This is a genomic window from Allobosea sp. OK403, assembly GCF_900113835.1.
Classification (GTDB): Bacteria; Pseudomonadota; Alphaproteobacteria; order Rhizobiales; family Beijerinckiaceae; genus Allobosea.
Genome location: NZ_FOQV01000009.1, coordinates 128,779 through 154,604, shown reverse-complemented (window position 1 = coordinate 154,604; position 25,826 = coordinate 128,779). Strand labels below are relative to the sequence as shown.

Annotated in this window: 26 protein-coding genes; 8 read left to right on the top strand and 18 right to left on the bottom strand. The window is 67.3% G+C overall.

From position 1 onward, the window contains the following. Positions 1–118: 118 nt before the first annotated feature. The 13 genes from BMZ97_RS31770 to BMZ97_RS23985 all read right to left on the bottom strand — a co-directional run bounded on the left by BMZ97_RS31770 (position 119) and on the right by BMZ97_RS23985 (position 12,292). Positions 119–244: a hypothetical protein gene (locus BMZ97_RS31770; RefSeq protein WP_280141779.1), complete on the bottom strand. Its 126-nt coding sequence runs from the start codon at positions 242–244 to the stop codon at positions 119–121. Further along, positions 244–1,242, bottom strand: a complete 999-nt coding sequence (locus BMZ97_RS24040; RefSeq protein ID WP_092175769.1) for a hypothetical protein — start codon at positions 1,240–1,242, stop codon at positions 244–246. The genes BMZ97_RS31770 and BMZ97_RS24040 overlap by 1 nt, the downstream gene beginning before the upstream one ends. A gap of 1 nt (position 1,243) precedes the next feature. Beyond that, positions 1,244–2,050 (bottom strand): hypothetical protein, encoded by an 807-nt coding sequence (locus BMZ97_RS31375; RefSeq protein WP_092175767.1) that lies wholly within the window; start codon positions 2,048–2,050, stop codon positions 1,244–1,246. 248 nt (positions 2,051–2,298) lie between these two features. Further along, positions 2,299–2,520, bottom strand: a complete 222-nt coding sequence (locus tag BMZ97_RS24030) for a hypothetical protein (RefSeq protein ID WP_092175764.1) — start codon at positions 2,518–2,520, stop codon at positions 2,299–2,301. Beyond that, on the bottom strand, positions 2,517–2,903 hold the full coding sequence (locus tag BMZ97_RS24025; RefSeq protein ID WP_092175761.1) for a hypothetical protein: 387 nt from the start codon (positions 2,901–2,903) through the stop codon (positions 2,517–2,519). The genes BMZ97_RS24030 and BMZ97_RS24025 overlap by 4 nt, the downstream gene beginning before the upstream one ends. Beyond that, a complete protein-coding gene (locus BMZ97_RS24020; RefSeq protein ID WP_092175759.1) occupies positions 2,900–3,760 on the bottom strand; it encodes a hypothetical protein in 861 nt (286 codons plus the stop codon). Before BMZ97_RS24020 ends, BMZ97_RS24025 begins: the two co-directional genes overlap by 4 nt. Next, positions 3,760–5,133, bottom strand: coding sequence for a hypothetical protein (locus BMZ97_RS24015; RefSeq protein ID WP_092175756.1), 1,374 nt, complete (start codon positions 5,131–5,133; stop codon positions 3,760–3,762). Before BMZ97_RS24015 ends, BMZ97_RS24020 begins: the two co-directional genes overlap by 1 nt. Then, the gene (locus BMZ97_RS24010; RefSeq protein WP_092175753.1) at positions 5,133–5,507 is read right to left on the bottom strand and encodes a hypothetical protein; all 375 of its coding nucleotides are present in this window, start codon (positions 5,505–5,507) and stop codon (positions 5,133–5,135) included. Before BMZ97_RS24010 ends, BMZ97_RS24015 begins: the two co-directional genes overlap by 1 nt. Before the next feature lie 354 nt (positions 5,508–5,861). Beyond that, a complete protein-coding gene (locus BMZ97_RS24005; RefSeq protein WP_092175751.1) occupies positions 5,862–7,097 on the bottom strand; it encodes a P22 phage major capsid protein family protein in 1,236 nt (411 codons plus the stop codon). A gap of 18 nt (positions 7,098–7,115) precedes the next feature. Beyond that, positions 7,116–7,973, bottom strand: a complete 858-nt coding sequence (locus BMZ97_RS24000) for a hypothetical protein (protein WP_092175748.1) — start codon at positions 7,971–7,973, stop codon at positions 7,116–7,118. A gap of 239 nt (positions 7,974–8,212) precedes the next feature. Beyond that, complete coding sequence (locus BMZ97_RS23995) at positions 8,213–10,372, bottom strand: portal protein (protein WP_175525709.1); 2,160 nt, start codon at positions 10,370–10,372, stop codon at positions 8,213–8,215. A gap of 83 nt (positions 10,373–10,455) precedes the next feature. Next, positions 10,456–12,021: a hypothetical protein gene (locus BMZ97_RS23990; protein ID WP_244546575.1), complete on the bottom strand. Its 1,566-nt coding sequence runs from the start codon at positions 12,019–12,021 to the stop codon at positions 10,456–10,458. Beyond that, on the bottom strand, positions 11,963–12,292 hold the full coding sequence (locus tag BMZ97_RS23985) for a hypothetical protein (protein WP_175525708.1): 330 nt from the start codon (positions 12,290–12,292) through the stop codon (positions 11,963–11,965). Before BMZ97_RS23985 ends, BMZ97_RS23990 begins: the two co-directional genes overlap by 59 nt. 862 nt (positions 12,293–13,154) lie before the next feature. Here BMZ97_RS23985 and BMZ97_RS23975 point away from each other — a divergent pair. Then, on the top strand, positions 13,155–13,715 hold the full coding sequence (locus tag BMZ97_RS23975) for a hypothetical protein (RefSeq protein ID WP_092175740.1): 561 nt from the start codon (positions 13,155–13,157) through the stop codon (positions 13,713–13,715). A gap of 313 nt (positions 13,716–14,028) precedes the next feature. Here BMZ97_RS23975 and BMZ97_RS23970 read toward each other — a convergent pair whose 3' ends face one another. From BMZ97_RS23970 to BMZ97_RS23955, 4 genes are all read right to left on the bottom strand, one after another. Beyond that, a complete protein-coding gene (locus BMZ97_RS23970) occupies positions 14,029–14,541 on the bottom strand; it encodes a DUF305 domain-containing protein (RefSeq protein ID WP_092175738.1) in 513 nt (170 codons plus the stop codon). Between the two features lie 127 nt (positions 14,542–14,668). Beyond that, on the bottom strand, positions 14,669–16,978 hold the full coding sequence (locus tag BMZ97_RS23965; RefSeq protein ID WP_244546574.1) for a copper-transporting P-type ATPase: 2,310 nt from the start codon (positions 16,976–16,978) through the stop codon (positions 14,669–14,671). Between the two features lie 74 nt (positions 16,979–17,052). Further along, complete coding sequence (locus BMZ97_RS30875; RefSeq protein WP_139221307.1) at positions 17,053–17,271, bottom strand: hypothetical protein; 219 nt, start codon at positions 17,269–17,271, stop codon at positions 17,053–17,055. Between the two features lie 235 nt (positions 17,272–17,506). Continuing rightward, positions 17,507–17,770: a winged helix-turn-helix transcriptional regulator gene (locus BMZ97_RS23955; protein ID WP_244546573.1), complete on the bottom strand. Its 264-nt coding sequence runs from the start codon at positions 17,768–17,770 to the stop codon at positions 17,507–17,509. Positions 17,771–17,942: 172 nt separating this feature from the next. Here BMZ97_RS23955 and BMZ97_RS23950 point away from each other — a divergent pair, with 172 nt between their 5' ends. The 7 genes from BMZ97_RS23950 to BMZ97_RS23920 all read left to right on the top strand — a co-directional run bounded on the left by BMZ97_RS23950 (position 17,943) and on the right by BMZ97_RS23920 (position 25,442). Next, a complete protein-coding gene (locus BMZ97_RS23950) occupies positions 17,943–18,596 on the top strand; it encodes a hydrolase (protein WP_244546572.1) in 654 nt (217 codons plus the stop codon). 3 nt (positions 18,597–18,599) lie between these two features. Beyond that, a complete protein-coding gene (locus tag BMZ97_RS23945; RefSeq protein ID WP_092175727.1) occupies positions 18,600–19,436 on the top strand; it encodes an alpha/beta fold hydrolase in 837 nt (278 codons plus the stop codon). 70 nt (positions 19,437–19,506) lie between these two features. Further along, positions 19,507–19,791 carry a XapX domain-containing protein gene (locus BMZ97_RS23940; protein ID WP_092175725.1) on the top strand — a complete coding sequence of 95 codons (285 nt, stop codon included), beginning with the start codon at positions 19,507–19,509 and terminating at the stop codon, positions 19,789–19,791. A gap of 104 nt (positions 19,792–19,895) precedes the next feature. Continuing rightward, entirely contained in the window at positions 19,896–21,755 is a 1,860-nt protein-coding gene (locus BMZ97_RS23935) for an amidohydrolase (protein ID WP_244546583.1), read from the top strand. A gap of 137 nt (positions 21,756–21,892) precedes the next feature. Then, positions 21,893–22,339, top strand: coding sequence for a DoxX family protein (locus BMZ97_RS23930; protein ID WP_092175720.1), 447 nt, complete (start codon positions 21,893–21,895; stop codon positions 22,337–22,339). Beyond that, positions 22,339–23,997, top strand: a complete 1,659-nt coding sequence (locus tag BMZ97_RS23925; protein WP_092175717.1) for an MFS transporter — start codon at positions 22,339–22,341, stop codon at positions 23,995–23,997. The genes BMZ97_RS23930 and BMZ97_RS23925 overlap by 1 nt, the downstream gene beginning before the upstream one ends. After that, positions 23,994–25,442 carry an alginate export family protein gene (locus BMZ97_RS23920; RefSeq protein ID WP_092175714.1) on the top strand — a complete coding sequence of 483 codons (1,449 nt, stop codon included), beginning with the start codon at positions 23,994–23,996 and terminating at the stop codon, positions 25,440–25,442. Before BMZ97_RS23925 ends, BMZ97_RS23920 begins: the two co-directional genes overlap by 4 nt. A gap of 120 nt (positions 25,443–25,562) precedes the next feature. Here the strand turns inward: BMZ97_RS23920 and BMZ97_RS23915 are convergent. Beyond that, positions 25,563–25,826 (bottom strand): AraC family transcriptional regulator (locus BMZ97_RS23915; protein WP_175525707.1); only part of this gene is annotated, 264 nt, incomplete at its 5' end.

The following is a 25,826-nucleotide window of genomic DNA, read 5'->3' as shown; positions in this document are numbered from 1 at the left end:
CGGATGATGTCAGATGGGATCACCGAGTGATCCCATCTGACATCTGAATCCGTCTCTCATCTAAAAGTGAGAGCAGGATCGATGCGAAAAACCGGATCCCACTTTTTCGCATCCTGCTCTAGCCCGTCGAGCCGAGCAGGCCCGTGACGAAGCGGCGGCGCTCGGGCGAGGCCCGCCCATCGCCCATGAGCAATTGGCCAAGCCGGTCGCGCCAGCTCGGCTCGTAAGGACGAAGCTCGGCCATTATTCCGGCCTCCACTGACCGTTGCGCAGAGTGATGATCGTGCCGTCCGGCATGCGGGCGCGTGAGCCCTCACGAGCCTGCGGCTGGGCGTGGGCCCCCTGCTCCTGCCCCTGCTCGACTTGTGCGCCACCCAGGCGCCCGTTCACCGCGGACTGGATCATGTCGGAGGGATACCGAGCGCCGGCCGCGCCATGCTCCTGCGCGATCAGCGCCTGCAGAAAGGCCTGCGCCCGCTGCGGATCGGCCAGTTGCAGATCCTGATCCGGGGCAAGGCCCATCGCGCGCGCGATGTTGATCGCCGCGGCGCGGTTGCCCGGCGTCCAGCCGTTGCGGCCGGCGATCAGAGCATCGGCTGTGCGCTTGCCGCCCTGGTATTTGCGCAGGGCCAGGCCGTGAGCGGCGGCCATGCCGGCCTCGGGCGAGTTGAACACGCTTTGCGGGTCGCCCTGGTCGGTATTTTGGGACGGCCCGAGGACGCCGGGAAAGGCCGTGTTGCCGGCATATTTGAGATTGCCGGGATTGTTGTTGCGCATGCCGGCCGGCAAAGCGGGGTTGCCATAGCCAAACCCATTGCGCTGCTCCATCTCGGTTTCGAGCCGCTGCACATCTGCTTCAGTCTCGGCCACTTGCACCGGGCGATTGAATGCGCGCTGCGCCGGGACTGAGGGCGTGGACGGCGCAAACGCGGCCTGCGGTTCATCCGCCGACGACGCGCCCGGCGCCATGAGATTGCGCGCCTCGGCATCGCCCGCCTGCCCGCGCGCCCTCGCCTTCTCGCTGAGCGCAAGGATGCTCGCCGCGCCCCTGGCGTCGCCCGCCGCGAGCAGGCCCTGGGCGACCTTCAGATAGCCCTCGGGCGAGCCATCGAGCCTCTGGCCGATCTCGGCAAGGCTCTGGCGCTTGCGCGCTTGGTCATAGGCGTTGTTGTAGCTTTCCCCCAATTTCGAGAGCGGGGCGAAATCGACGACGGGAGGTCCGAGATTCCAGGGTTGCGCCATCTCAAGCCACCTTCTTTGCGCCCATGGCGCTGCCGAACAGGGATGCCCCGAGATTGGCGAGCCCCATCCCGAAATTGAGCCGGTTCTGGGCCGCGGTCTGGCCCGCCATCAGCGCACCGGTGCCGGCACCGATGATGGTCTGGCCGAGATTGCCCAGCGCGCTCGCATTCGAGTTGGCATAGCCGGTATAGATCCCGGCCTCCTGGCCGGCGGCGTTCGTGTAAACATTCGACTGGTCGCGGCCCTGCTGGGCGTAGAGATTGCCGAGACCCTGCTGGATGCCGGCCTGCTGGCCTGTCGCCTGCAGGCCGGTATTCGACAGGCCGTTGAGCCGGTCCTGCCAGCCGCCATATTCCTGGTTGGCGAGGTTCGCGGCGCGGTCGGTGATCGCCTGCATGGTGTTGCCGGAGCCGAGCGCGCCGAGCGCGGAGGCCTTGCGCGCGACCGCATCCGTCGCCTGATCGACCTGATACTGGTAGCCGGGCGAGGCTTGGAACTGTGCGACCGCCGCCGCATTGCCCTCAGTGCCGTTCTGCCCAAGGCTGTTCTGATAGGTCGTCAGCGCGCTCTTGCCGGCCTCAGTCCAGGGGTTGAAGCGGTCGATCGCCGCCTGGTACTCGGGGACGGCGGCGCCATAGCCCTGGCCCAGCGCCGCCAGGCTCGATGTCCGCCCGGAATCGATCGCCGAGAGCGAGTTGTCGCGCCCCTCGGCAAGCGTGCCCTGCTGCTGGTTGTAGTTGTTCTGGGCCTGGTCGGCCGCCCATATGCCCGCCAGTCGCCCGGCGCGGCCTGAAAAAACTGAAGCCATGATGGTTTCCTTATGCCAACGGCCTTTGGGACCGGCTTGTGACTGAAGCTCAGCCGTCATTCCGGGGCGATCCGAAGGATCGAGCCCGGAACCCAGAACCGATGCCGCAGCTTGGGAGGGGGTACCGGCGCGCTTCACGAGGGCGCGCATCGGTTCTGGGTTCCGGGCCCATGGCTGCGCCATGTCCCGGAATGACGGCGCGGGGGATGACGGGCGAGAATAACGCCAGCGCTCGGCGCTGAAGGGGATCAGGTTGCCTTGCGTTCCGATATCTTGGGTTCCGACGCTTCGGATTCCACCGGATCCGGCTTCGGATAGCGCGCTTTGACGGCCCGGCAGGCGTCGAGATAGGCGCGCAGCTTCGCACCGTCTCCGGCCTGCTGGTGGACCAGGGCGTCGGCCAGCTCGGTCAGGGCCGGATAATCGGCAGCCCTGCGGGCGCGGTAATCGTCGCGATGCACGATCTTCACGGGGTCACCTCGAATGTCTTGCACTCGAATGTCCTGGTGAGGTGGCGCAGCGACCGGACCTCGACCGCGTAGGGTCCCGGCAGCGGGAATTCGAGCTCGACGACCGGGTCGGTGACCGCATAGGCCGTGCGCCCGATCATCACGGTTGCCGGTACGGGCACGTCGCGCAGCGTCATGCCGTCGAGCCAGGCCGGATTGTCCTGCTTGGGCCGGGCCTCGCTTGTCTCGAGATCGACATAGAAATCCGGGCCGCCACCGCCGGCGATGATCCGCGCGCCGGCCTGCCTCTGCCGCTCGATGACGCCCAGCGCCATGCGGCCCCATTCCGTCACCGCCCCGGTCTCGTCATAGCGCACGAAGGCGACAGCAGGCCCCACCGTCATCGCGCCAACTCCTGAACGAGGATGGCGACGCCGCCGACGCCGGCCCCGTTGCCGGAATGGACGATGTAATCATGGTAGCCGCCGCCGGGGCTGTCCTGGCAGAGAACGGTGGTCTGGAGGAAGGAAATGCCGGCTGAAGAGCCGGAGCCCGAGGCCTCGAAATTCGTCGCCACGGAACCGATCAGGACGCCGTCGCGCTCGACATAGACAGTGCCCGGCGATGCCGAGAGCGGGAAATAGGAGCCGGCCAAGCCGTTGAACGAGGCGGTGATCGCCACGGTGGCGCCGGCCCGCACGGTGATGCCGACACCGGTATTGATGCCGCCGCTGGCCGAGAAAGCGACCTGGCTGATGGCGTGGCTGGCGACCGCGACCGTCTCGACCGTGCCGGTGACAAGCAGGTTGCCGTTGATGACGACATCGCTGGTGATCTCCAGCAGATAGGAGGCGCCGCCACCGAGCTTCTGAATGCCGGTCAGGACAAAGCCGCCGGTGACGCCGTTGATCGTGCCCGTGACGGCGTATTTGACGGCGATGCCATCGATGGAGGCGCTGAGGATATCGAGTTCGGCCGTGTTGTCGCCGACCGTCGTCTCAAGCGTGGTGAGCTCGGCCGCCAGCGCGGAATCGCCTGCCGCGCGCGCGATGGCCTCCGTCGCGACGGCCGCATAAGCGCCGTCGACCTCGTCGGAGACCAGGTTCAGCCGCGTGTTGGTGTTGGCGACGTTCGACTTCATCCAGGCTTGCAGCGCCTGCTCGTAATCGAGCAGCGCCTGCCTGGGAAAGCCTTGCTCATTGGTGCGCCTGACCGTCACCGGCATGATAGCGGGCACGGTCAGCGGGTCGAAATAGGCCATCAGGCGGCCCTCGCATCGATCCGGTCGGCTGTCGCGCCGAGAAAGGAGAAATCGGCCGAACCCTCCCAGCGGAAGCGGAGGATGAGGCCGGCATGGCTGGAAAGCCCGAGATTGGCGACGCTGACCGGCCATGTGTCCGCATCAGCAAGCGAGCGCTGAAGCTCGCTGCTCCAGCTCTTGCCGCCATCATGCGACCAGGAGACATAGATCGTGATCTGAGCTTGCGTGAAATCGGCGGAGAGCCCGGCCGCGACGCGGGCCGGGAAGTCCTTCAGCGGGCCGGACTGGATGAGGCCACTGAGCGCAGCCCCGTTCTCCGTCAGCGTGCCCGACAGCGTCAGGAGATCGCCCGACAGCGTATCCCCGAACAGCCATTGCCCATTCGAATAGATCGAGCGCGTCGCGCGCCAGCGGGCGGCCCCGATACTCAGGCGCTCATGCCAGGAGCGCTCGACGGTGTCGTAGATCCAGCTCCCGCTCTCGCTGGAGACAGTGACGAACTGCCGGCCCTGCCAGGCAAAGACATCGACCGCAACCGTGGCTGCGCTGGAGGCCGCGATGAAGCGGTCGACATCCGGGGTGGAGATCGTCGCCGTCTCATAGCCCGACAGCGCCTTGACCGTCCTGTCCGAGGCGACGAAATAAAGCGGGCCGTTCCAGGTCTCCTGAAACCCGGCGACCGCCATGGTGGTCAGGATGCCGACAGGGGGCACGGTCGCCGCCCTTTGCAGCGGAAATGGCAATGTCCCGACATTCTGGTAGGGCTCGATGGTGGAGCCGCCGAAGCCATAGGCCAGCGAGCCCTGGACCGCGACCCTGCGCAAACCATCCGAGCGGCTTTCCGCCGTGGTGAAGCTCAGCGCGTTGATCTGCGTCGCATTGAGCTCCGAGGCGAAGAGCCGGCCATCGGGAATCGAAAACAGGAAATAGCCGCCGAGAAAATCGACGCTGTTGACCGTCGCCGGCAGGTCCGCATCGGGATAGGCGGCAACCGCCGTCCCGCTCAGGAGATAGGCGCCGCCACCCTCGCGCACGGCGACGATGTCGGGCGTCGAGACGCCATCGGTGACCTTGTTGTTGCGCGCCAGCGTGACGCCGTCGGAGCCCGGAATTGCGCCCGTCAGCGTCGTGACAGTGCCGTCAGCGGCAACCGTGACGACAGCGCCGGTGAACACGACATAGCTGACGCCGTTGACATCGAGCAGGCCGCGAACGCCGGTCTTCCCCGTCGCCACGCTGCGGGTCAGTCCGGCGACACGGCGCACATAGGAGCGATCCCCCTCCTGCACCGGATAGCAATTGACATAGCGGCCCTCGCCCTCGCCCGGCCGCACGCCCGGCGTCGAGGATTTCGGGAAAGGAAGCGGCGGCATCAGAAGATGCTCCGATAGTGGCGGCGGGACACAAGCGCGCGGTCGATGCGCAGCATCCGGCCGGTTCCGCTGCCGATGCGCTGGACCGTGCGCAGCTCATCCTCCGCCATCTGCTTGGCTGCAAGGTCGCGCGACCGGCCGAATTTCGGGCCGCAGATCTGCGCGAGATAAGCCACGAGCGCGTCAAAGACCTCGTCCTCGATCTCCTCGGCATCGGGGATATAGATGACGTTGCGCTTGGCGAGCGCCGCCAGCGTCGGGTCGATGCGCTGCTCGACGAAGGCGGTATCCTCAGCGCTGGGCACCTGCCCCGAGGCCAGCGAAAACAGCTCTCCGAGCACCTCGCGAACGAGATCGGCTTTGGTCTGGCTCATGGTTTGTCTCGTGAATGAAAGGGGGCGGGTTTAAGGGACCGTTTGGAAACGTGAGCCCTCATCCTGAGCAGATGCGGAGCGGCGTCTCGAAGGATGAGGGCTGCGCTTCCTGTGCTGCAATTCCTGGGCTTCGGCACGGCCACCCCGTCATTGCGAGGAGCGTCAGCGACGAAGCAATCCAGGGGCCGTCGAGCGAGACCTTCTGGATTGCTTCGCTTCGCTCGCAATGACGGCTCATGCTCGCAATTGACGGTTCGGGCAGCGTGGAATGCCCGAAGGCCGTCAGGATCACGCCCCGCCAACGCAAAGGGGCGGCCCGAAGACCGCCCCTCCTGTTGCCGGCCATCAGCCCGCTCAGCTGCCCGACAGGCGGACCGCGAGACGCGGATCGACCGTCTTGACACCGTAGAGGATATCGAGACGCCAGGCCGATTTGTCGTTGGTGCCGTCATAGACCGGGATCACGCGCGCATTGATGTTCTTGTAGGTCTCGCGCGAGACATCGACGGCGCCCGGCGGCTTCACCAGCGGCACCACGACCAGGGCGAACGCATTCTTGTGGAAGACGAGATTCTGGGCGTAACCAGTTCCGGCAGCGCCGAAAAATGTCATCGCGGCATTGTCCGCGGGCACAGCCGAGACCGTCTGGAAGGCGCCCGACGTGATGATCGGCGGCGAGATCGTCAGCGTCGCGTTGCCCGAGGCATCCGAGGACGCGTCCGCCTTGACGACGAACATCTTCAGATGCGGCAGGGTCGCCTTGGTCACCGGGTTCACGTCGAAGACACCAGCGATGGTGAAGACGTCGCCGGCCTTGACGCGGGCGGCAGCCGCAGCCGTCCAGCCATCGGTGATCAGGGACTGGATGCCGGTGTCCTTGACCGCGGCATAGGTCACGCCCTGCGCCCCGCCATTGACCAGCGGCGTGCCGCCGAGCGGGCCGACAATATGCGTCGGCACATTCTGCGACATATAGGTGTCGATGCCGCCGATCTCGCCGATACGGCCTTTGCGATAGGCGCCTTGCGCGACGTTCTGCATGTAGAGCGCCGTCTGCGAGCCGGCCATCGCCCAGTAATCGGTCGGGCTCAGCACGCCGGAGCGCATGTCCTGCGGCACGGCGCCGAGATCCATCCGCGTCGGCGCCTTGGCGAAGTCGGCAAAAGCATCCACGGTCTGGCCGGGCGTGCCGACCCAGTTGGGGATGTTCTTGTATTCCGCCATCACGTCGAGATCGATCTGGTTGGCGAGCTGGACCATGGCGGGCTTGATGACGCGCTCGGCGAGCTCGTCGATGTTCAGCGTCAGCTCTTTCGAGGTGAAGGCGAAATCGACGCCCTTCTGCTTGTCGACCGTGATCGTGGTCCGCCCTTCCGTGACGTCCTGGCTCGCCATCACGGCGCCGTCACGCACGGTGAAATCCGTGGGTTTCCGGATCGTGATGGTGTCGCCGGCAGAGTAGCCGTTCACCTTCTTGTCGAACTCGTCCTCATAGCCGCGATAGACCATGCCGGCCATGACGAGCTCGTTTTCGAGAATGCGCACCGCCGTTTTGGCGACGATGGAGGGGGTCAGCGTGGTGTTTGCCATGTTGGCTGTTCCTGAAAGTTATGCCCGGTCGCCGTATTGCCGCTTGAGATACGCCTCCATGCGGGCCTCCTGGCTCGATGGGCTGGCGCCGCCCTTGGGAGCGGTTACGGGCGGTGGGGCTCTGGTTGCGGTGGTGGGCTTGGCCAGGGACAGGCGAGCCTCGATCTTGCCGATTTCACGGGCGGCGCCGAGCGGCGACAATCCGTTGAGGCGGCGCAGATCGGCGGGATTCCTGGCGAAGTGGTATTGCAGCAGCGCCCCCTTCTCGCTTTCGAGAATGAGCTGCCCGACGATGGGGGAGACGGGATGCGTCCTGTCATTCGTCTTGCCGACGACATCGAGGAAGTCGGGGATCACCTTGACCGCGTCAGCGACGCGATCATTGAAATCCTCGACAAGATCGCTCATCCGCTCGGCGGAGTGAGAGGCAACCTGGCTCGCCAGCGCCTTCACCTCACGGGTGACGATCCTACGTTCCGCCTCATAGGCGGTCATGGCCCGCTCGTAAGCGAACCAATCACCCCTGAACGCGTCTTCGCTGGGCGGGTCGCCGATTTCCCTTCGCACAAGGCTGTCGATCGCCGCGCCATCGTCGACCACCGGGGTGCGACTGCGCAGAAGCTCGACCTCATCGCGAAGCGCATCGCGCTCCCGCTTCAGCCGTTCGACGCCGGAGCGCCGCTTCTTCGGCTTGTCCTGCTCTTCCTCTTCGCCGGCGCCGTCAGCCTGCTGGCCTTCAGCGCCGTCATGCTCGCCAGTCCCTGTTCCGGACGCTTCCGCGGCTTTTACCGTGGCCTCGTCCTCAGACTGTTCTCCGTCGGCTGGCGCGCTTGCGCTCGCCTGCCCGTTGGTCAGGTCGTCATCCCAATCGTTCATGGTGCATCCAAAGAAAAAGCCGCCCGGAAAGGCGGCTTGCTCATCATCGCGGCCTGCGCCTCATGCGCTGGCCTGGCGTGAAGTCCTGTTTCGTGTCCTGACCATCTGCACGCCGTCATCCCGGGCGTAGCGAAGCGCAGACCCGGGATCCATTCCTGAGCCTGACCAGGCAACGCTCCGGCATGGATCCCGGATCGGCGCCGCTGCGCGGCTTGTCCGGGATGACGGCGCGGGGGATATCAAAGACCGTCAGTGTCGGCGGCCAAGGCCTGCGGTTGCGCGGCAAAAACCTGCGCTTCGCGCAAAGCAGCATCGTGCTGCGCCATCGCCACATCGGATTCCGCCTCGGCTTCCGCACTGCCAGCGCGGCACCCGAGCGCACCGATCTGCGCCAAGGCGAGAGTTCGCCTCGCCTCGATCAGCGCGATTTCCGCCTCGGCCTTGCGCGACCTGTCCGAAGCCTCCCGCGCCGCGATCGCTCTCGCACTCTCCGCGTCGACGAGGTCGCTCTGCGCCCTGGCGAGGTCGATCCGGCGCTGCTGCTCCTCGGTTGCGATCTGCGACTGCGTCTTGGCGCCGTCCATCTGGATGCGCGCGCCCTGCGCTTGCGCCTGCTGCTGCGCCGCGATCGCCTCCGGCGAGGGCTGCTGCGGCGGCTGCGGTGGCGGCTGTTCGCCCGATCCTTGAGCCTCCATCTGCTGGATGGCGGGCGGCAGGCCCATTTTCAGGCGCTTGGCGATCTGGTCCTTCATCGGCCAGTCCTGCGCCTGGACATAGAGATCGCCGATCAGCCCAAAGGTGCTGGGCACGGCCTGGACGAGGGTGGCCATGCCGTCCTTGGCCTCTTCGCGCTTGGTCGAGTAGGACGGCCCCTGCTCGATCACCACGTCATAGGCACCCACAGACAGGTCGTTGAGTTTTTGGGCGGTGGCCGCCTCGCCATCATCGCCCTCTCCGCCGACGACCATGCCGACCGCCTGGTTGACGCGCAGCGGCGTCATCCTGCCGTCCTCGCCGACGATGCGGATGGTGCGTTCGGTGTCGTAGATATGCGGGATCAGGTCGAGCAGGATCACGCCGGTGTGGCGCACCGCGCGGGCGAAATTGTCGAGATAGACGAAGGTGCCGACATCGCCCTCGCGCTGGCGGGCGAGGATCGCCCGGCCGCTCTTCTCGTTCGAGGCCTCGCCAAGCCCGGCCTGGTGGATGCCGATCACCGCCATCATGTTCTCGGCCGCAAGCTGGAGCCCTTCCGAGACACCCTGCGACGACACCGGCGGCTGCACGCGCTGCGGGGCGGCATTGCCGTTCGACGGATCAGGCGTGTAGCGCAGATAGGGCCTGGACTCGGTGTTGGCGTTCTCCCACTCGTCCTCGTACTCCTCGAAATTCCGCTCGGTGCCGAGCCACGGCGCCTTGGGCTGGAGCGCGATGACCTCGGCCTGTTTCGAGGCGAAATAGTTGAACATCCGCTGCGGGTCGCGGGCAAAGCGCACGATGCCGTGGCGGATGACGCGCGGGCCGATCCTGATCTCCTCGCCGAGCAAGGGCACGATCGGGATATAGCGGCCGGGCCAGAGCGCCGGCTTTTCCAGGATGCGGCCTTGCGTGATCAGGCAGCGATAGACCTTGAAGCTGTCGCGCTCCTCAATGCGGGCGCCTTGCTGCGCAAGCGCGGCCAGCTCCTCGGCCGGTGCCTCGGTGACGTCGCGGATCGCGCCGTCTGCGGTCAAGGCGAGCGTGATCCTGGCCGGCTTCTTGTAGAAATACTCGGCGACGCGCACCGTGCTGGTGGTGATCCAGCCCTCGAAATGCCCCTCGCTTTCCGGGCTGAAATCGGTGACCGGCGCGTCCGGGTATTTCTCCTTGTAGGCATCGATCGCGATGTCGACGGGTACGAAGCACCACATCGCGTCCTTCCGGGTCAGGTCGACGGCGTCCGGGTCCCAAACGACCGAAACGCCATCCTGCACGAGCTGGATGCCGATCTCCTGGTTGAAGGTGGTCTGCGAGGCATATTCGGTGATGACGCGCCAATGGCCGATGCCGCTATTGACCTGGCTGTCGGCGGCGGAAAAGTAGGTGCCGGGCGCATCGCAGCGGTTTTCGATATAGCGGATGATGCCGGCTCGGAGCTCGGCCGCCGCCTCATCGCCGCCATCGTCGACCGGGACCACCTTGATCGCGGGCCGGCCCTGGCGGATGTCGCCCGTGACCTGGCGCACGAATTGCGGAATGCGATTGATCGTCAGGCACGGGGCCTGGTCGGCCTCGCGCTGGGCGATCGCCTCCTTCGGCCACTGGTCCCCGGCGCGGAAGCGCAGATCCTCATAGGCCTGGCTGATGTTCTCGCGCTCGGCCTCGTAGCCGGCAGCCCAGCGCTTGGCCGCCTGGACCAACAGGTCCTCGGTCGCAGAGGCAGGAGCCTTCGCATGATCGGAAGTCTTCGCGTTATCATCGTCTTGAGCGATCATGTTCGGTCCTATCCGCCCATCCAGGCGCCGCGTCCGCGCGGGTTTCGCGGGCGGCGCTCCCGGGGCTGCCGATCCCTGACAGGTTCGGCGAAGGTCAATGCGATGGCGTCCCAGTCATCGGGCGATCTGATCCCGCGCGCCCGCATATGCTCCTTGCTTTCCAGCAGCAGGCGCTGGTTCGCGTCGTAATGGTAGGACGGGCCGCAGGCATCGGCCTGCAAACCGTCCTGGTCTGGAATGTCGGCGCCGCCGGGCTCGTCGAGCCAGTCGCGCGAGCGCTTCCACATCTCGGCCCGGCGGTTGCGCGGGCCCGGCTTCTTCGTGCCATCAGGCAGCAATTCGACCGGCTCCTGCGGCTCGGAGCCGAAATTCACGGGCACGACGATATCGTCATAAGGCGCGCCCCAGGAGTGCAGGATGTCGACGACGCCGGCGCCGACGCCGCCGACATCGACAAAGACGCGGGCGGGCTTGTCCAAGTCGATCACCTGCCTGATCCAGTTCGCGCCCGCCACCACATCGATCTTCGCCTTGCTCTCGGTCTTGCTGACCTGCCGCCCCTTGCGCCAGGCCAGCGAAAAGCGGTCATCGCCGAAGCGCGCGGGATCGGCGCCGATGACCAGCGGCCCGATGCCCTCGCAGCGCGCCTTGCGGGCGCGCAGCACGGCGTCCGATGTGATGAAGCTGTCATGGCCGGTGAGCTGAAAGGCTTCGGCGGCAGTTGCCGGATATTCCTGCTTGAACAGCAATTCATCCTTCAATTCGGCGATCTTGGCGCGGCGCCAAGCCATCTGCTCCAGCATCAGGCCGTGCGCCTCGGCGTAAATCCGCTCGTCCGCATCGAGCGCAAAACCGTCGGGAACCGGCCGGCGATACTCGTCTTGCCAGAACCAGGGGATGAAGATCGCCTCATAATCGCCGATGCCGGCCTCGGCCTGCTGCCAGCGCCCATGGAACTCGCCGCCGACGCCGTTGGCCGTGCTTTCCAGGACGATCTCGGTTCCCGGCAGATCGGGAATGGCCTGGACGACCCCGGCGAAATGCGTCGCGGCATTGGGCCAGAACGCGACCTCGGAGCCATGGAAGAGCTGCACCGTCTGCGAGCGCCCGACCGCCCTGGCCCCGGCCGTGCCGACCGCATAGCCGCTCTCCAGCCGCGAAAACGAAAGCTCCCTCGCATTGGCTGCGCCGGTCTGCGGCTTCAGAAGCCGCGGGCAGTGCTGGTGGTAGCGCTCGACCATGCCGAACAGGTTGTTCGTCGCCTCGCGCTCATGCGTCAGGATGAACACCCGGATGCCGCGCGCGTGACTGGCGCGCCAGTAATAGCGCCCGCCGATATAGGTCGAGATGCCCTGCTGGCGGCCCTTGAGCACGAGCGCGCGGACCTTGCCGGTGCGCGCCCGCTGCGCCTCGAGGCGGCCGTGAAGATATCGCTGTGCCTGGTTGAGCTGGAGCGGCGCGATCGCGCCGGTCTTGGTGCGGATCCGCAGCGCCTTCTCCGCATAAAGCTCGAACTCAGCCCGCAGCCTGCGGCGGATCACCCTCTCCTTCGGGCTCATTGTCTCGGGATTCATCGTCTTGGGGCTCATCGTCGAGTTCGGCGAGCGCGTCTTCATGGCTGAGCGCGATGCCGCCGCTATGCTCGACCGTGGCAAGCTTGGCATGGACATAAGGGGCAGCTGCCTTGGCGATCTCGAACCGAGCCTTGGGCTCGAGGCTCTCGTCGCGAAGCATGGTGAGCATATAGTCGAGCGGCGTCAGGCCGCCTTCAACGACCGGCGCCGCCTCAGCCCGGCGCGTCGTTGCGCCGGCCTTGCGGCCCGTCCTTGCAGCGCCTCTGGCCATGTCTGGATCTTTGAACTGAAGGCTTCGCTTGCGTCCGGCCTGAAACGAAAACGCCCGCGAGCGATTGGCTCCGGGCGGCAGGCACAGATATTCACAGTGCGATTAAGACATTAGACCCATCATAGGATTGCTGTCAACAGGCCTTTGAAAAAAATCTTATCTAAAGCGGGAGGCGCGAGCTGGCATATGAACAATCGCTCCAATCCTGGGGCCAACCTGTCGAGATCGAAGAGAAAGCTCTGAAGACGATAATCCGGCACGTCTATAAATGCGATCAGATTGGCGTCAGGCGCTTTGCCCGGCGTGTCACCCTCGACAACGACCGAGTGACGGGATGGGAGCGATCGTTTCAATAGCGCGCGCGCGGCCCAGTGGACGGGCTGGCTTTCTGGCTCTGGCCTTGTTGTGGGCCCTCCCCGTGCCGCCTGCGCTCGCCAAGGGCTGCGTCATCGATGACACTCCATGTTCCGGATGTGGCTGCAAGGGCGGTCCTGGATACCGGCATGTGGCTTCGAATAGCTGCGTCGGCTTTCGTGACATGGCCAGGAAGTGCGGTGATCCGCCGGGATCTGCCTGTGTTTTCGAGAACGCGCCCGGCACAGGCGCCAATCGCGAATGCGCTTTGGGTCCTCGAGGCCTCAAAAAGCCGCTGGAATAGGCGATAGACGGGCAACGGAAGCCGAAGGACGGGACTGCGCGGATCCCGCGCGGGCCGAGCCCCCTCCCAGCTCCATCTAGACGGGGAACCGGAGCGCGAACAACGACGACGCAAGGTCGGCAGCGACGCTGCGTAACCTATTGACACCGCACCCGGGTCGAGCCCGTATTAACCTCCCAGATCCCTGAGACAATTGGAGACATCATGAAGCTCATCCTTGGGGTTCTGGTTGCTTCACTGCCTGCTCTTCTGACCGGGCCCAGTGCTCATGCAGCGCAGGTCACGAAATCAGGCGCGACCGTGACGGTGCGTGGTCTGATCGGGCCGGGCGATGATGCCGCGTTTGAGAACGTCGCGCCGCAGGGCAGCTATCGCACCGTTGTCCTGTCGAGCCCCGGCGCCGGCGAAGGCGGGCTCAATGCTGCTGTCGCGATGGCCCGCAACATCAAGGCGACCGGCGCAACCACGCTGGTGAATGCCGGCAGTCTTTGCGGCAGCGCCTGCACCTTGCTTTTCGTCGCCGGATCGCAGCGCGTCTATAGCCGTGGCGACAAGATCGTCGAGGGCGTGAGAAGCAAAGGCCAGACGGGCCTGGGATTTCACCAGGCCCGCTCCCCGCGCGGGACATCGCTCATGGCATCGGTTTATTCGGAGCTCGGCGTTTCCGCCGGCGCGGATCTATCCAGCCGCTCCCCGTTCGAAACATTTTATTATGTATCGGGAGCGACCGCGCTCTCGACCGGGGTCGCAACAAGCCTGAAGTGAGCGGAGGCAGGCTGGCATCAACGGTCGCGCTGGCCCGGCTGCGCTGACAGCCGGCGACCTTCGGGAGATCTCGGAGGGCACGGCCAGGATCAACCTGAAGGGCGAGCGCCTGCCCGAGGCGGCGCTGAAGATGACCGGGCGCTGAATCCAAGGCCGGCGGGCCTCGATCTGGGAACGCGAGCCCTCATCCTGAGAAGCCGCACACAAGCGGCCCTCGGGTCCGGCCTTCCGCCGGCCCAAGCACGCAAGCTCCGCCGCGCCAATCGCGGTGTCCATGAAACCGGCAGCGGCGATGCGCTCCCGCTTGTCAGCGTCACCTGGCCTTCATCGTCTCCACCCGCGCGGTCATCTCCGCAATCTCGGCCTTCTGAGCCTTGATGATGCCTTCGGCCATGGTCTTGGACGCGGCATCCCGGCCGAACTTGAGTTCGATCGTCGCCATGTCGATCGCGCCCTGATGGTGCACGATCATGCCGCAGTTGAAGGCGAGGTCGGGGTCCTTGATCCGGTGCGTCGCCATCATCGGCATGCTCATCTTCATCATCGCCTGCATGGATGCCTTCTGGGCCTCGGTCATCGGCATCTGATCCATGCCGGGCATGCCTGCGCCGCCCATCATCTTCGACATGTCCATAGCGTCCGCCATCTTGCCGTCCATCATCTTGCCTTCCCCCATCTTGGGCATGGCCATGTCCTTCATCAGGGCCTCACGACAGGGTTGAGGCAGCACCGACATCTCAGCGCCCATGGTCATCTTGTCCTGGGCGGCGGCGCCGGTTGCGGCAAGGCCGAGGGCGACGAATGAAAGTGTGAGAAGCCGACGCATGATGTCCTCCGGTGTTGGGGGCCGTTTTGGAAAGGCCGGCCCGGGCCTTGGTGATGTTGGTCTTGGTGACGTGGGTCTTGGTGACGCGGGTCTTGCCTTGGCGACGTGGATAAGGCGGTTCGCCCGGCTATGGTGCGGGCTGGATCGTCACAAAGCGCAGGCGCAATGCATTCGCGATCACGCTGACGGATGAGAGCGCCATGGCCGCCGCCGCCAGGATCGGCGACAGCAGCAGGCCGGTGAACGGATAGAGCAGGCCGGCGGCGACAGGGATGCCCGCCGCGTTGTAGGCGAAGGCGAAGAACAGATTCTGCCTGATGTTGCTCATGGTCGCCTGGCTGAGCTTGCGGGCGTGGACGATGCCCGCCAGATCGCCGCGCAGGAGGGTGACGCCTGCGCTCTCCATGGCGACATCCGTCCCGGTTCCCATGGCGATGCCGACATCGGCGGCGGCGAGCGCGGGCGCGTCGTTGACGCCGTCTCCGGCCATGGCGACGACACGCCCCTGCGCCCTGAACTCCGCGACGATCCTGCCCTTGTCCTCGGGCAGCACCTGCGCCCTCACCTCATCGATGCCGAGCCTGGCGGCGACAGCCTGCGCCGTCGTCAGGTTATCGCCGGTCAGCATGACCACCCGGATACCGGCCTCGCGCAGGGCGGCGATCGCGCTTGGAGTGGTCTGCTTGATGGGGTCGGCAATCGCGATCACGCCGGCAGCCTTGCCGTCGATCGCGACGAGCAGCGCCGTGGCGCCGTCCCTGCGCAAGGCGTCGGCTTCCGTTTCGAGCGCTGCGACATCGATGCCGATCCCGCCGAGGTAGCCGGCATTGCCGAGCACGACGGCGCGTCCTGCCACCTTGCCGATGACACCCCGGCCCGTCGGGGAGTCGAAATCCTCGACCTTGTCGAGCCCGAGCCCACGCTCGCCAGCTGCCGCCACGATCGCGGCCGCGAGCGGGTGTTCGCTCGCCTGCTCAAGGCTGGCGCTAAGGCGCAGCAATTCGTCTTCCTGTAGCCCGGCCACCGGCCGGATCGCCGTCACGCGCGGCTTGCCCTCGGTCAGCGTGCCGGTCTTGTCGACGACGAGCAGGTCGACCTTCTCCATGCGCTCCAGCGCCTCGGCGTTCTTGATCAGGACGCCCATGCGCGCGCCACGGCCGACGCCGACCATGATCGACATCGGCGTGGCGAGGCCGAGCGCGCAGGGACAGGCGATGATCAGGACGCTGACGGCGGCGATCAGCCCGTAGACCATCGCCGGCTGCGGTCCCCAAAGCGCCCAGGCGACGAAGGCCGCGACCGCGATCGCGACCACGGCGGGCACGAACCAGGCGGCGACGAGATCGGCCAGCCGCTGGATCGGCGCGCGCGAGCGCTGCGCCTTGGCGACCATCTGCACGATCTGCGCGAGCATGGTGTCGTGACCGACCTTGTCGGCGCGCATCACGAAGGCGCCCTGGCCGTTGAGCGTGCCGCCGATGACGCTGGCGCCCGCCGCCTTCGCGACGGGGAGAGGCTCGCCCGTGACCATCGACTCGTCGATATTGGAGCGCCCTTCGAGGATCGCACCATCGAGCGGAACCCTGTCGCCCGGGCGCACGCGCAGATGGTCCCCGACCTTGACCTGGTCGAGCGCGACCTCCTCGTCGCCGCCATCGGCGCGCAGCCGGCGCGCGATCGTCGGCGCAAGCTCCAGCAGGGCCTTGATGGCGCCAGAGGTCTGCTCGCGGGCGCGCAACTCCAGAACCTGGCCGAGCAGCACGAGCACGGTGATGACGGCGGCCGCTTCAAAATAGACGGCGACCGCGCCGCCATGGCCGCGAAACGTCGGCGGGAACGCGCCCGGCGCCACCGTCGCGACGACGCTGTAGCTCCAGGCGACCCCGGTGCCGAGCGCGATCAGCGTGAACATGTTGAGCGAACGGTTCACTAGGGAGGCCCAGCCCCGCGTAAAAAACGGCCATCCCGCCCAGAGCACGACGGGCGTCGCGATCAGCAGCTGTGCCCAGTTCGACATGGCCGGGCTGACGAAGCGGCCGAGATCGAGGAGATGGCCACCCATTTCGAGGATGACGACGGGGATCGACAGGACGAGCCCGATCCAGAAGCGCCGGGTCATGTCCCGCAGCTCGTCGCTCAGGCCTTCCTGGCTCGGGCCTTCCTGGCCCGTCACGAGCTCCGGCTCGAGCGTCATGCCGCAGATCGGGCAGTTTCCGGGCGCGGGTTGGCGGATCTGCGGATGCATGGGGCAGGTATAGATCGTGGCGGAGGCATAGATCGTGGGGGAGCTATGGCTCGTGCCCGGCGGCACGGCCGGGCGCGGCGCCGCCACAGGCTCGCCGCTGAGGCTGGCCGAGGCCCCATGCGGGGGCGGGCCGCCGCCATGGTCGTGGTGAGGCGGGTGGCCGGCATGATCATGGTCAAGCTTCATCGGCATGCTCGGCTCCCTGCATGTTGTCATAAGGCCAGGCCGAGGCCTCCAATGCTGGAAGCCGCAGATCAACCAACGGCTCACCGGCTGGTGGTCCGTCCCGATCCGCGCCCGACAGCCGCATGATGCACCAACGCGGAACTCCCCCCGGTGATCCATGCGGTGACGAGATTGGCCATGACGATATTCGCGGGGATGGCGCAGAGCATGGCGGAGATCGCCAAAGGCAGCCCCATCGCAAGGACGCCCGCGACGGCCCAGCCGAACAGCCCGTGCGCAACGAGAGACGATAGCGTCATCGGCGAGTTCCTCGGGAGGCGGCGTATCACGCTGGCCGCAGCGTTCACGCTCATCTCTCAATCTACGCCGGCTGGACCAAGCGCCGTGTTGATCAAGATCAAAGCCGCCACGGGAGCCGCCCTCCCCGTCCACGGTTGAAACGCGCCGGTCGCGGAGATTGATGAGGGTTGCCGCGCGGTTCTCGCGGCTCAGTTCTTACGGCCCGGATCTTGCGGCCCGGATCTTGCGGCCCAGTCAGGGCGTCGCGTCCCCGCCCGGCGGGAGCAAGGCCTCGCTGCGCGCCAGCGCCGTGTCGACCGCACGGCCGCGCTCGGTCAGGGCATATTCGACATGGCGCACACGCTCGCTCAGATCGTGGCGCTCGACATAGCCGGCCGCCTCGAGCGCCTTCAGCCGCGCCGACAGGACGCGGGCGGAGATGCCCGGCGGCATCTGGCGGCGCAGGGCGCCGAAGCGCAGCGTGCCGTGGCGGGCGAGCGTAAAGACGACATGGCTCATCCATTCCTGCGCGAAGAATTTGATAAGCGGGTCAACAAGACAATAATCGTCTTGCGTTACTTGATGTATTACTTTGTCATTCATGGCTCTAGGTAGTATCCCGCCCGTAACTAATGGCCACCGCCGCGATGCGGCCCTAACGTCCCGGCGATTCCAACCGGAGACCCCATCCTTGTCCCACGCCATAGCAGCCCCCGGCAAACTCCTGCTCACGCCGCAGGATCACACGCTGATCCTGATCGACTTCCAGTCGCAAATGGCCTTCGCGACCAAGTCGATCGATGCCGTCGCCCTGCGCAACAACGCCGCGCTGATCTCGCACGCCGCCGCCGGCTTCGGCGTGCCGACCATCCTGACCACCGTCGCCGAGAAGAGCTTTTCCGGCCCGATGTTCAGCGAGATCACCGAGGCCTTTCCCGGCCAGGCGCTGCTCGACCGGACCTCGATGAACACCTGGGAGGACGCGGCCGTGATCGCCCGCGTCAACGCTATCGGCAAGCCGCGCATCGTGCTGGCCGGGCTCTGGACCGGCGTCTGCATCGTCGGCCCCGCCCTGTCGGCACTCGATCAGGGTTTCGAGGTCTATGTCATCGCCGATGCCTGCGGCGACGTCTCCGAGGAGGCGCATGAGCGCGCCATGCAGCGGATGATCCAGGCGGGCGCCCGCCCGATGACCGCCGTGCAATATCTGCTCGAGCTGCAGCGCGACTGGGCCCGCACCGGAACCTATGAGCTGACCACCGGCATCGCTCGGCGGTTCGGCGGCGCCTACGGCCTGGGCATCACCTACGCCAAGACCATGTTCGGCGCTCAGGAAGGGCACTGAGCCATGCCGATGATCACCACCAGGGACGGCGTCGCGATCTTCTTCAAGGACTGGGGTCCGAGGGAGGCGCAGCCGATCATGTTCCATCACGGCTGGCCGCTCTCCTCGGATGACTGGGACGCGCAGATGCTGTTCTTCCTGTCGCAGGGCTACCGCGTCATCGCCCATGATCGCCGCGGCCATGGCCGCTCGGCGCAGGTGAGCGGCGGCCACGACATGGACCATTACGCCGCCGATGCCGCGGCGGTGGTCGAGCATCTCGACCTGCGCGAGGCGGTCCATATCGGCCACTCCACCGGCGGCGGCGAGGTCGCCCGCTATGTCGCCAGGCATGGCGAGCCGCAGGGCCGCGTCGCCAAGGCAGTGCTGGTCAGCGCCGTGCCGCCGCTGATGCTCAAGACCGAAAGCCACCCCAGCGGCCTGCCGCTGGAAGTCTTCGACGGCCTGCGCCGGGCGCTTGCCGACAACCGCGCCCAGTTCTTCCTCGATCTGCCGGCCGGCCCCTTCTACGGCTTCAATCGGCCGAACGCGAAGGTCTCGCAGGGCGTAGTCCAGAACTGGTGGCGCCAGAGCATGGCCGGCAGCGCGCAGGCGCATTACGAGGGCATCAAGGCCTTCTCGGAGACTGACCAGAGCGACGATCTGAAGGCGATCACGGTTCCCACCCTCGTGCTGCACGGCGAGGACGACCAGATCGTGCCGATCGACGCCTCCGGCCGCCTCTCGGTCAAGCTGCTCAAGCACGGCATGCTCAAGACTTATCCGGGCTACCCGCACGGCATGCTGACCACCCATGCCGATGTGATCAATCCCGACCTGCTCGCCTTCATCAAGGGCTGACCCCGGCGCGGTGCGGCGCAGCCGCACCGCGCTTGCGCCAAGACATCTCACACCACGACCGGGAGACCCCATGAAGCTTTACCTCGCCTCGCTGGGCGCCGGCCTGCTCGTCGGCGTGATCTACAGCCTGCTCGACCTGCGCTCGCCGGCGCCGCCAGTGGTGGCGCTGGTCGGCCTGCTCGGCATCCTGGCCGGCGAGCAGATCGTGCCGATCACCAAGCGCGTCATCGCCGGCGAACGGCTCAGCCTCGGCTGGCTGCAGCGCGAATGCGGCGAGCACGTCTTCGGCACCTTGCCGGCGCGGGCCGCAGCCAAGGACGGCGGCAGCGAGCCCGGCGCAGGCAGCCCCTCATGAGCCCGACACGCAGACAGGCCGCCATCGGCGGCGCGGCCGGCGCCTTGTCGGCCCTTCTCGGCGGATCCGCCACAGCCCAGACCTCCGGCTCGGGAGCCAGCTCCATGATCGCAGACCTCATCCTGGTGAACGGCCGCTTCACCACGCTCGACCAGACCAACCCGAACCCGCAGGCGGTGGCGATCGCGGGCGGGCGCTTCATCGGCGCCGGCTCCGAGCACGAGATGCGCGCGCTCGCCGGGCCAGACACCGGGATCATCGATCTCGGCGGCCGGCGCGCCGTGCCCGGGCTGATCGACAGCCACATGCACATCATCCGCGGCGGGCTGAACTACAATATGGAGCTGCGCTGGGACGGGGTGCGCTCGCTCGGTCAGGCTCTGGAAATGCTGAAGCGCCAGGTCGCCGTGACGCCGCCGCCGCAATGGGTGCGCGTCGTCGGCGGCTTCACCGAGCATCAATTCGCCGAAAAGCGCCTGCCGACGCTGGATGAGATCAACGCGATCGCCCCCGACACGCCGGTCTTCATCCTGCACCTCTACGACCGCGCCTTGCTCAACGGAGCCGCCTTGCGCGCCGCCGGCTACACCAAGGACACGCCCAATCCGCCGGGCGGCGAGATCCAGCGCGACGCCGCGGGCAACCCGACCGGGCTCCTGCTCGCCAAACCCAACGCCACCATCCTCTACTCCACCCTGGCCAAGGGGCCGAAGCTGCCGCCGGAATACCAGCTCAACTCGACCCGGCATTTCATGCGCGAGCTGAACCGGCTCGGCGTCACTACCGTGATCGATGCCGGCGGCGGCTTCCAGAACTATCCCGAGGACTACGCCGTCATCGAGAAGCTCCACGCCGATGGCGAGCTCAGCCTGCGCATCGCCTACAACCTCTTCACCCAGAAGCCGAAAGAGGAACTGGCGGATTTCGAGAGCTGGTCGAAGCAGGTCAAGCCCGGCCAGGGCGACGATCTCTACCGCCATAACGGTGCCGGCGAGATGCTGGTCTATTCCGCCGCCGATTTCGAGGACTTCCGGGTCGAGCGGCCGGAGATGCCGCCGTCCATGGAGGGTGATCTCGAGCCCGTCGTGCGCCTGCTCGCCGAGAACCGCTGGCCCTGGCGCCTGCACGCCACCTATGACGAGACCATCACGCGGGCGCTCGACGTCTTCGAGAAGGTCGATCGCGACGTGCCGCTCAAGGGCCTGCACTGGTTCTTCGACCATTGCGAGACGATCAGCGACCGCAATATCGACCGCATCGCCGCGCTTGGCGGCGGCATCGCCGTGCAGCATCGCATGAGCTTCCAGGGCGAGTATTTCGTCGAGCGCTACGGTGCCAAGGCGGCCGAGCGCACCCCGCCGATCGCGCGCATGCTGGAGGCCGGCGTGCCGGTCGGCGCCGGCACGGATGCGACCCGCGTCGCCAGCTACAACCCCTGGGTCTCGCTGGCCTGGCTCGTCACCGGCCGGACGCTGGGCGGCCTCAAGCTCTACCCGCAGCGCAACCTGCTCGACCGCGAGAGCGCGCTCAGGCTCTGGACCCAGGCCAATAGCTGGTTCTCGACCGAGGAGGGCAAGAAGGGCCAGATCAAGGCCGGGCAGCTCGCCGATCTCGTGGTGCTCGACCGCGACTACATGGCGGTGCCGGAAGACGAGATCCAGGATATCGAGAGCGTGCTGACCCTGCTCGGCGGCAAGCCGGTCTATGGCGCGGGCGACTATGCCGGCCTTGCGCCCCCCTTGCCGCCGGCAATGCCGGGCTGGTCGCCGGTCAGGAGTTTCGGCGGCTACCAGAAGCGCGCGGCGCTGGACGAGCGCAAATATGCCTTCGCCGCCGCCTGCGGCTGCGCCAGCGCCTGCGGCGTCCATGGCCATGCCCATGCCGGCGCGCTGGCGGCCGCCACGCCCGCCCGGGACGAGGGCGCCTTCTGGGGCGCGCTCGGCTGCTCCTGCTGGGCCTTTTGAGCCTGAACGCCAGAGCATTTTCGAGCGAAGTGGACACCGGTTCGCGTGAAGAAAATGCGATAAAACAAACGGTTAGAGTATTTTCGCGATTCGGAGAAACGCGGAAATGCTCTAGAGATCATCGAAGGATTTGCGCCATGTCGGCCTCGCCGCTCCCTGCCGTCCAGCCGGCCGTCGAAACCTTGCTCGGCCGGTCCTGGCTGGCGCTTCTCGCCCGGATCGCGGTCGCCCTGCCCTTCCTGCTCAGCGGCCTCGCCAAGCTCGCCGATTTCGGCGGCGCGACGGCCGAGGTCCGCGGCCTGACCGGGTTCGAGCCGGCCGCGCTCTTCGCCGTGCTGGTCATCGCGACCCAGCTCGGCGGTTCGGCGCTGCTGATCGCGGACGGCCGCCACGCCTGGATCGGCGCGGCCGCGCTCGCCGGCTTCACCGCGGTCGCGACGCTCTTCGCCCATGCCTTCTGGCTGAAGCCGGCAGCTGAGCGCGTGCTGCACCAGAACATCTTCTTCGAGCATGTCTCGATCATCGGCGGCCTCGCGCTGCTGGCGATCCTGGCGGCGCGCTCCACCGGCGAGGCGCGACCATGATGGCCGAGGTCCCGAACACGGCCCCGCAGGCGCCGACGCCGCAAGCCCCGACACCCTCGGCGTTCTCGCCGCTGCGCCGGCCCGTCTTCGCCGTGCTCTGGGCGGCGACGATCCTGGGCAATATCGGCAGCTTCATGCGCGACGTCGCCAGCGCCTGGCTGGTGACCGACCTCTCCGGCTCGCCCTCGGCCGTGGCGATGATCCAAGTCGCCGGCACCTTGCCGATTTTTCTGCTGGCGATCCCGGCCGGCGTGCTCTCCGACATCGTCGACCGCCGCAAGCTTCTGATCGGCGTGCAGATCCTGCTCGGGCTGATCAGCACCGCGCTGCTCACCTTGGCGCTCGCCGACAGGCTGACCGTCGCGATCCTGGTCGGGCTGACTTTCCTCGGCGGCGTCGGCGCGGCGCTGATGGGGCCGGCCTGGCAGTCGATCGTGCCCGAGCTCGTGCCGAAGCCGGACCTGCGCAACGCGGTGGCGCTCAACTCGCTCGGCTTCAACATCGCCCGCTCGATCGGCCCGGCGCTCGGCGGCGCGCTGCTCGTCGCTTTCGGGGCGGCCGCGACCTATGGCGCGGATGTGCTGAGCTATGTCTTCGTCGTCGCCGCTTTGGTCTGGTGGCGGCGCCCGACCGGGGCCGATGACGCGCTGCGCGAGCATTTCGGCGGCGCCTTCCGGGCCGGGCTGCGCTATGCCCGCGCCAGCCGCGAGTTGCATCGCGTCCTGCTGCGCGCCACGCTGTTCTTCATCTGCGCCAGCGCGGTCTGGGCGCTGCTGCCGCTGGTGGCGCGCCGGCTGCTCGAAGGCGGCGCCGGCTTCTACGGCCTGCTGCTCGGGGCGGTCGGCGCCGGGGCGATCTGCGGCGCGGTCCTGCTGCCGCACATCCGGGCGCGAACGGGCGTCGACGGCCTCATGCTCGGCGCCGCCCTCGTCACCGCTGCGATCATCGCGGCGCTGGCGGCCGTGCCGCCGCAATGGCTCGCGGTGATCCTGCTCTTCATCCTCGGCGGGGCCTGGATCGCCGCGCTGACCACGCTGAACGGCACCATCCAGGCGATTCTGCCGAACTGGGTGCGCGGTCGCGGCCTGGCGCTCTACCTGACGGTGTTCAACGGCGCCTCGGCCGCCGGCAGCCTGCTCTGGGGCCTCGTCGCGGAGGCGATCGGCCTTCACGGCACGCTCATCGCAGCGGCGCTGGCGCTCAGCGTGGTCGCCTTCGCCGCCCTGCGCCTGCCGCTGCCGGCGGGCGAGGCCGATCTGACACCGTCCTCGCATTGGCCCGAGCCCGCCATCGTGGAACCGGTCGAGCATGATCGCGGCCCGGTGACGATCACGATCGAATACCGCATCGCCCGCGAGAACCGCGCCGGCTTCCTGGCGGCCATCACCCGGCTCGCGCCGGAGCGGCGCCGCGACGGCGCCTTCGCCTGGGGCGTCGCGGAGGATGCCGCCGATCCCGAGCGCATCGTCGAATGGTTCATGGTCGAGTCCTGGGCCGAGCATCTGCGCCAGCACAAGCGCGTCTCGCAGGCCGATGCCGATATTCAGGCCGAGGCGGCGCGCTTCCATGCCGGGCCGGAGGCGCCCGTCATCCGGCACCTGCTCGGGCTTTCGGCGCAGCGCGAGGATCGCGCGGCCCCGGCGGAGCGCGGAGCATGAGCGCCACACGGTCGGGATCTTGCCCGGCATTCCGGCGGGGTCGCCGCCTGCGGCGCCTCGCCGGCCCGGCGCTCGCCGCGCTGCTCGGGCTTTGGACGACGGTGGCGCCGGCCCAGACCTCCGCCGGCCGCCCCTCCTATGAAAGCCTCCGCTTCAACGAGGATTGGTCGCCGCTGCGCGACCCGGCCTTGCGGACCGACCCGTTCGATCCGCTGAAATGGATCCCTCTGAACGGCGAGGGCTCGGCCTATCTGACCCTGGGCGGCGAATTCAGGGCGCGCTACGAAACCGCGCGCGACCCGGTCTTCGGCCTCAGCGCGCCCCGGCGCAACGACTATGCGCTGCTGCGCTCCTTCCTGTTCGCCGACCTGCATCTGGGCCCCCATGCGCGGGCTTTCCTCGAACTGGCCAGTGGTTTCGCGCCGGGCTGGGCCGGCACGCCGCCGCCGACGCAGAAGGATGAGCTCGATATCCTGCAGGCCTTCGGCGAGCTGACGCTGCCCACGGCTGATGGCAAGGTCATGCTGCGCGGCGGCCGGCAGGAGATCAGCCTGGGCTCCTCGCGCCTGGTCTCGGTCCGCGACAGCCCCAATATCCGCCGCGCCTTCGACGGCTTCCGCGCCGCCTGGATCGGCACCGGCGATACCCGCATCGACGCCTTCCTGCTGCGTCCGGTCGCGCCGCGGCCCGGGACCTTCGATGACGGGCGCGACCCGGCCCAGCTGTTCTGGGGCGCCTATGCGACGGCGGCGGTCCCGGCCGTGCCCGGTCTCAAGGCCGATCTCTACTATCTCGGGCTGGAGCGCGACGAGGCCCGCTTTGCGCAAGGCGTGGCGAACGAGCGTCGGCACACGATCGGGGCAAGGCTCTTCGGCAAGCGCGGCGGCTTCGACTGGAATGTCGAGGCGGCCTATCAGTTCGGCAGCTTCGGCACCGCCGATATCCGCGCCTGGACCGTCTCGGCCAATCTCGGCTACAGCTTTGCCAACCTGCCCTTCTCGCCGCGCCTGGGCCTGAACGCCGACGCGATCAGCGGCGACAGGAACCCGCATGACAACCGGCTGGGCACCTTCAATCCGCTGTTTCCGAAACTGCCCTATTTCTCCGAGGCCAATCTCGCCGCGCCGGCCAACCTGCTCGATCTCCAGCCGAACCTGACGCTGGCACTGACCCCCAAGCTGACTCTCACGCTCGGCTGGAACCCGCTCTGGAAACAGGCGGAGGCGGACGCCTTCTATGCGCCACCGCTCAGCCCGGTCCGGGGCAGCGCTGGCGGAACCGGCCGCTTCATCGGCCAGCAGACCAGCCTGGCCCTGACCTGGAGCGCGACCGAGCACCTCACCATCGGCGGAACCTATGTCCACTACACGCCCGGTGAGCGGCTGAAGCAGGCCGGGGCCGGCAGCGGCGAGTTTCTCGCCGGCTGGGCGCAATTCATCTTCTAGAACTGAGGGCGGCAGCCTCGTGTGCTTCCAATTGGACGGGATGGGCGCCTGGACGGGATGGGTGGACGGCAGCCTGACCGTTTCCAGCGATCGGAAGGGACAGGCCGCCGTCGCAGGTCGCTATTTCAGCGGCAGAAACAGCTCGGCGACGGCCTCATGCTCCGGCACCTCCGGGAAGAGACTCAGCCGCTGGCAATAGATCGGGAAGTCGCGGGCTTCCTCGCCGCTGGCTGGGAGCCAATCGCGATAAAGGTAGAGCGCGGCGGGCTCCAGATTATGGGTGTTGCCGACGACGCGCAGCACCGCGCAGCGTCCGCCTGGGATCTCGCCGGCCTTGATCTGCTCGCCATGCGCCTCGATCGGCCGGTCGGTCCCGACACAAAG